The organism is Actinomadura rugatobispora, from assembly GCF_042656285.1.
GTDB lineage: Bacteria > Actinomycetota > Actinomycetes > Streptosporangiales > Streptosporangiaceae > Spirillospora > Spirillospora rugatobispora.
In genome coordinates this window covers 1-6,148 of sequence record NZ_JBHSON010000197.1, presented here as the reverse complement: position 1 = coordinate 6,148, position 6,148 = coordinate 1, and the positions used below count along the sequence as shown (strand labels likewise).

Annotated in this window: 6 protein-coding genes; 4 read left to right on the top strand and 2 right to left on the bottom strand. The window is 59.6% G+C overall.

Translation table 11 applies throughout. From position 1 onward, the window contains the following. The first annotated feature begins 219 nt into the window (after positions 1-219). The 3 genes from ACFPZN_RS55560 to ACFPZN_RS55550 all read left to right on the top strand — a co-directional run bounded on the left by ACFPZN_RS55560 (position 220) and on the right by ACFPZN_RS55550 (position 2,948). Positions 220-1,089 (top strand): hypothetical protein, encoded by an 870-nt coding sequence (locus tag ACFPZN_RS55560; protein WP_378293440.1) that lies wholly within the window; start codon positions 220-222, stop codon positions 1,087-1,089. Between the two features lie 886 nt (positions 1,090-1,975). After that, positions 1,976-2,488: a hypothetical protein gene (locus ACFPZN_RS55555; RefSeq protein ID WP_378293438.1), complete on the top strand. Its 513-nt coding sequence runs from the start codon at positions 1,976-1,978 to the stop codon at positions 2,486-2,488. Between the two features lie 28 nt (positions 2,489-2,516). After that, on the top strand, positions 2,517-2,948 hold the full coding sequence (locus tag ACFPZN_RS55550) for a hypothetical protein (RefSeq protein WP_378293436.1): 432 nt from the start codon (positions 2,517-2,519) through the stop codon (positions 2,946-2,948). 237 nt (positions 2,949-3,185) lie between these two features. On the opposite strand, the gene ACFPZN_RS55545 is transcribed toward ACFPZN_RS55550, so the two are convergent. After that, the gene (locus ACFPZN_RS55545; protein ID WP_378293434.1) at positions 3,186-4,190 is read right to left on the bottom strand and encodes a hypothetical protein; all 1,005 of its coding nucleotides are present in this window, start codon (positions 4,188-4,190) and stop codon (positions 3,186-3,188) included. 320 nt (positions 4,191-4,510) lie between these two features. Here ACFPZN_RS55545 and ACFPZN_RS55540 point away from each other — a divergent pair, with 320 nt between their 5' ends. Continuing rightward, on the top strand, positions 4,511-4,930 hold the full coding sequence (locus ACFPZN_RS55540; protein ID WP_378293432.1) for a hypothetical protein: 420 nt from the start codon (positions 4,511-4,513) through the stop codon (positions 4,928-4,930). Positions 4,931-4,953: 23 nt separating this feature from the next. Here ACFPZN_RS55540 and ACFPZN_RS55535 read toward each other — a convergent pair whose 3' ends face one another. Next, positions 4,954-5,886, bottom strand: a complete 933-nt coding sequence (locus ACFPZN_RS55535; protein ID WP_378293430.1) for an AAA family ATPase — start codon at positions 5,884-5,886, stop codon at positions 4,954-4,956. Positions 5,887-6,148 lie beyond the last annotated feature (262 nt).

The window sequence follows — 6,148 nt, the reverse complement described above, 5'->3', positions numbered from 1 at the left end:
CTGTGGCCAGCGGCCACCGCCCGGTTTTCGTTTGTCCTCACAAACAACGATGATCACGCGGTGGCCGTCCTGCTTCCAAACGCCCTTAACCAGCAAGATCGCGATCTACAGCTGGAGTACTAGCCCTTCACCGCGTTACCCACGTCGCGACGTGTGCCGCAAGGTCAACCTCTGCTGACCCGACCGGATATGTCGGGGCGCGAGCGTAGGCTCTGCTTCATGGCGCAGGAGAACGACAATGATGAGTACGTCACGGAGAAGATGTATGTAACGCGCCGGAAGGACTCTCACTACTCGAACTCACGAAAGAAGCCAGGAGAGTTCAGTCCACTCACTCGCAGCGAGGTAGACGCGGAGCTTGACCAGGTCACTCTCAGTTACATCGAGGAGAACGAGGAGTCGTCTGCCTACGACTCAGAGCCAGTCCACGTTCGCGAGGAACCCGAGCCACCTCGCCGCTCGAAGGAGCAGGAGGAACGGGACGAGTTGGTTCAGAAGGTCGTACGCGAGCTATTGATCGTTGCGATCGAGTACAGCACGCCCCACGTCATGCGGTTCTGGAGCGAGAAGCTACGCCCTGCCATCCGGGCGCGAGCAGAACGCAGGCGCGAACTTCGAGCACTCCTCCGTCAGCACCGAGCTGAGAAGAACAGCGCCGTGATTGAGGCGAGGATCGTTGAACCCCCCCAGGACATGGCCGCCCTCACTGAGGTCAAGATGAACATGACCAGTTCCGAGGCACAGGCTCGCTACCTCATGGCGTTGGCAGCGCAACGCTTCGCTGAGGAGCAGATGCGTTTGGTGGCTGCTGCCGACATTCGAGCAGACGAGGGGTTCCAAGAGCTGGAGCACGCGCTGTCAGAGTTGCCGCCCGAGCAGGTTGCGAAGATGCTTCAAAGGTTCGAGGCGAACCCATCACTCCTCGCCGACAATGCGCTGACCGGACTCGGCATGATCCTCGGCGTCGAACGAGCCGATGGTCCGTCGCCTCTTGAGGACGCCGCCAGCCCTGATCGCTGTTCAGCGAGCAATAGCCGCCAGCGCTCGCTTCAGCCACCTCACAAAGAGTGGTCAAGGCCGACGGATTGATCAACAGCGCATCCGTGTCCATGACCTGCGGACTGCTTGCTCAGCGAACGTGCGATATTCAGCCTGCTGGGGAACCTACATCCGCTGCGGTGGGATACGCCGGAACGCGGTGTGGGCTTTCTCTGCGAGACCACCGGCCAGGACTCGGCAAGGGTGGATGGAAATATCCGGAGTGTGAGGCGTGGGCCGAAGCGCTCAACCATACCGACCTGAACGCAGTCCTGGATCACATCGCGCAGATGCCCTGACGGTGCCCCAACGCGCTGCAAGTCTTCGTGATGGACCAGGAGGAGTCGTTCTTCAGGGGGTGGATGCGGAGGGACGGTGAGTTGCGGCAGTACGCACCGGCTACCCCTGACGAGCACGACCCGGACTTCTTTCCCGAGGAGGGTTAAGCGTTCGCCCTGGTCTCGGACGCGACGTCCCGAAGACCTGCGCCGAGATCGGCCGACGAGACTGAGTGCCGAGCGATTCATTACGAGTCTGACGAGCAAGATCCACAGACGTCCACGCTCGTCCCCTGACCTGCCCGGCGGGCCCCCCAGTCCACACTCGTCCAGGGTCATCCAGCCCCGCCGTTAGCACCCGCGTTAGCAACCCTGCCCCACAGCACCCGATCATCCGAGGGCAAGGGGACCCGGAGCGCAGGCCGGCCACGGCCCGAGCACCGGAAGCCCCGCGGCAGCGATCGCCCCCAACCATGCACTGACCTCAGCCACGTCGTGGCGATCGTAGGGCCGACCAGCGGGCGACCCCATTACGGGACAGAGACCGGAATGTTCGATGATGCCGCACCGATGACCCAACTTGGGATACAATGCTGCATTCTGTCACCAAATTCACATACACGTGACGATTGTGGGGCGTGCAATATGGTGATCAGTGAATGAGCGTCGGGGACGTTCTCAGTATTGCCGGACTAGCCGTAGCCATGTGGCAGATTTGGCGGATGGGACGGATTGTAACTGCCACAAAGAAAGCGGTTGATGATGCTACGCAACGAATTGGAGTCTATAATCTACTACTGATGGTTCCGAAGTTGTCACGCCTTGAGCATGACATCGAGAACGCTGCTATACGAAAAAATGTTGAGGAGATGCGGCGACTCTTGCGAGAGTGGCGAGAAGCCGCCTCTTCCTTGCGTGGAATTCTTGCAAGCGATCATGCGCAGAGCTCCGCTCTGGACGCGCTAGCGCAAGAATCAATCAATCTTGCTGCCCTAGCAAAAACAAATCTCGTTGGAAAAGAAAATGTTGATCTGCCGAACGCCACCAAGAGGGTGCGAAAGGCAATCGAAAAAGTTTGCCTTGAAACATCAATGCTGGCTTCTCAAATAACTTCGACGGCTACCCCCTTTGGGGCAAGGCAAGTTGGCTCGGGCGACCAGAGTTCGAATTAGAAGGCTTACAACCGGGAAGGGGTTTGGTGTGACAACCTACGGACAGGCCCGACTCCATGAGCTGGTAAAACGATTGCTGCTGGCCACCGAGCAGAGTGACTCCAACGTTGAATGGCATGAGTCGGATCGACCGAACGCATTTCACAGCACTCTCGGAGGAGCAACAGTAGTAATCGCATCCGACGACGATGACGGTAGGTACCCATATTCGCTCGAAATCCTCGACGAGGAGGGAGCGCTTGTCGACTCTTTGAAATCAGGAACATATGAAAACGACAATGGCGAATGGGAAATGGAGTGGAATAGCGACCTCGAAGCACTATATGATCGGGCACGCCGTAGCGTGAAGAACGTTGACCGAGTCCTCAATGAGATCATGAAGCACCTACCCCAGCTACCACCAAATACGGACCCTTGGGCGACGGGAAGCGGCAGTTTTTCAGACGATCCGCCGTTTTAGATAGAACAGCCCGGCAGACGTTGGCGCCGCTTGTAGGCTTCGCACGCAGGCCACCTGATCAGAACCTGGTCTCATGGCGCCTTCAGCTTGGCTATCGGTCCAGTCAGACCAGCCCGTTTCATCCACTGACCTGCATGAACACCCTGTGGCGTCGCTAAAATTCAACCTCCAGGCACGGATACCCCTCGCTCCGGAGAACTCACCCGTGCGAACGGCGAGACCACAGCCCTCCTCTGCTTAGGGATGCCGATACAAATCTTCATCCGATTCACGAAATGCTTTGTAGGGTTCGGTGTCCGGCTCCAATGTTATCTCCCTGGGAAATTCAAACTCATCCAGTTCACGATCTTCTAGCGTGAGATTACAAACCGGACATTCAAAGACATGCGGATAAGCCGTCTGGTGGACGATGTAAAACATGCCGCTCTCGTCGTAGTCCGTCTCAACATCTGATCGCTCTACACTGCAAACAAGCCACCCCATTTGACTGCAGACTGGACATTGGTGCGGCAGCTCGCGATCAATCAAGGTTCTCGCTTCTCTGCCCGACAAGGATGCCAGAACTATACGCGCTGCGTCCGCAGGGAGGTCGCGAGTCAATAGTGCTATCTGTCTTTTAGCGGCAGCAACCTTTGCCGCCACAGTACGACGCAAATCGGAAAGGGATTCGTCCAAAAATTGGTCAACTAGAGGTATTCTATCTTCGGCCCAGAACTTGACGCGGTCCGCTTTTTCGATAGCTGCGATTAGGTCCTCGACTATTCGGACCATGACCATCACTGCGGACTTAAGCTCTCTCTGGTCCACAATGCCCATGTGCACGGAGGCATTTCTAACTTGGAGTACCTGCTCATCTGCTCCCTGCGGATTGAATCGGAGCGATGGGTAGAAGTGCTTCGCCAGGAGCAGAACCTCCTTTGCGCCCCGCGTCTTAGTGTGGCTTGGAGAGGTAGAGGCACGATGACTTTTCCCTGATAGGTGGAGTATGGAGTCTCGGTCAGCACGATCAGTCAGCAGAGCGGGTTCGATTGATACGATGTACCCTTTAGCCAGCAACTCGACCGCACACCCGACATTTATTGCTGCAATAAGTTGCTCCTCGGCTCTTCCTCTGGCGAAAAGATCCAGCGCCGACCGTGCATGATAAGTGGCAGAATTGTAAAGTGGAAAGAAAATATCCTCATGGGGAAATGACGCCTCGCCGTAGGGCCATCTCGTTTCAAGTCCAGGGACCTTTGCCATGAGTTGAAGTTACCGCAGTTCCTCATCTGCGCATAGCATCACAGGGCTATCCATACTTCTGACCCACTGCTGGGCTAAGGTCGGAGGCCGTACGCGACCGATCGAAACAGTGGGCTGCATCTTGATCTTTGGCGGACGGGCGGCGCGGCGCGGCGGGACCGGACGGGACAGGCCGCACGCCCGGCGCGCCGGGGCGGGCGGCCGTCGGCGACGCGTAGCGGCGCCCTTGAAGACGTAGAGAAAGTTCTCATCCGGGCTGTCTGGCCTGGTCGGGTCGGTGGTGCACTGTCTTGGGCACGGTTTGGACTGTGGAGGTAGGCATGCCGGAGAGATCGCCGATTATGGAGGTGGCTCTTGCGATCGTCACCGCAGAGGGGTGCGGGTTTCGACTGGTCGAGACTGCTGGCCTGCTGATCGCTGCCTGCGCTCGGTCGAACCTGTGGACTTTGGAAGTTGGCAAGCCTCATCTGCCGGTGCATGAGTTCGTGGCGGTCATGGAGGAGCGCGTGATGTGCTGCTTGGCGATCGAGGAGGGTTGGGCTCGGTACGAGGCCTTGGGCTTTATCGATGCCCGTATGGAGATCACGACTCTTCCGAGTGGACTTGAGCGGCAAGCTCGGTTGGAGGCGTTTCGATCGGAAGAGGATGCGGCGCAGGAGACGCTCTTGGCCGAGCTGCGCGACGCGCTGACTCGATATGAGCGCACGATGGAGTGGAGTCCTCCGGACTCGTCTGCGTGATGTCGCTCGGGCGGACTCACAGCTCATGCCATGAGTTTGCGGAGGGTTTCGCGGGTTTGGTCGGCGAGGCTGGTGGCCGCGCCTAGGCGGTTGTCGATGGTGTGGTGGACGCCCGGCGGGGGCTCATCGGTGTTGATGCCGCTGGTGTACTCGTCCCAGTGGTTGAGCTTCCAGTGGTCGCGTGGTGCGTCTCGGACCTCGATGTACTCGTGCATGGTGTCCAGATCGCTGTGTACCCAGATGGCGGCGACCTCGACGCCTCGGGCCTGGCATCGGTGGGTGAGGCGGGGCAGCCAGCCAGCGGTGTTCAGTTCGGTGATGAACGGGGCGGCGAGGATGATGGAGACTCCGGTGTCGATGTTGGCGTAGGCGCTGTTCATCAGGACTCGGTACTCGTGGGGGCGTACCTCGGCCTTGTAGAGGTCGGTGTGGCGGTCGTGGGGGTCGGCGGCCAGGGACGCGAGGAGTCGTTCGGTCATGCGACGGGTGAGGGCGTCCTTGTCCAGGAACGCCCATCCGGTGAGGCTGGACAGGAACCGGGCGAACTCGGTCTTGCCCGATCCGGCGTAGCCGCCGACCAGGACCAGGGCGGGCCCGCCGCCGGCATTGGCTACCGCGCGGCCGTGCCAAGCGTTGGCGATGCGGGACTTGAGCGCGTCGGCGTGGGGGAAGAACGCGGACAGGTCGAACGGGTAGCCGGTGGGCGCTGGTTCGGTGCCGCGGGCGTGGGCTGCCATGCGTTCCAGGACGGCGAGCGGCACGTTGTGCGCCTGGGCGATGTAGGGCAACCAGTCGTCGGGGATGCGCTCACCTCGTTCGTAGCGTGAGACCTCATTACGGGTGAGCGTTCCGGTTCCTGCCAGCTCGCACAAGAGGGCGGCTTGGGCGCGCTGGCTTCTGGTTCCGCGTAGGCGTGCGAGGTAGCGGCCGAATTCTCTGCGTCGCTCGGTCGTCATCTGCGGCAACCTCCCTCGTTCCAGTTTGGCCCCCTGCTGGCCCCCTGTCAGACGCCTTTGGTGAACGAGTGCACGCGGGAAGTTGGATCGACCCCATTCCTGCGAACGGGTCCGGTCGTTAATGGCTGGATTCGTGCATGAACACGAGGTCTCCCATGACAGGAACATCAAGAAATGTCGAGGATCCGACCCTTGTCCGGCTTCGCGCGGACTTCCCTGGTCATCGCATCTGGCGCTCGATTCGCTATGACGGCCGACTCGG

Coding starts and splice junctions, on each gene's coding strand:
- ACFPZN_RS55540 (WP_378293432.1), top strand. CDS start 4,511: ATGCCGGAGAGATCGCCGATTATGGAGGTGGCTCTTGCGATCGTCACC.
- ACFPZN_RS55560 (WP_378293440.1), top strand. CDS start 220: ATGGCGCAGGAGAACGACAATGATGAGTACGTCACGGAGAAGATGTAT.
- ACFPZN_RS55535 (WP_378293430.1), bottom strand. CDS start 5,886: ATGACGACCGAGCGACGCAGAGAATTCGGCCGCTACCTCGCACGCCTA.
- ACFPZN_RS55555 (WP_378293438.1), top strand. CDS start 1,976: ATGAGCGTCGGGGACGTTCTCAGTATTGCCGGACTAGCCGTAGCCATG.
- ACFPZN_RS55545 (WP_378293434.1), bottom strand. CDS start 4,190: ATGGCAAAGGTCCCTGGACTTGAAACGAGATGGCCCTACGGCGAGGCG.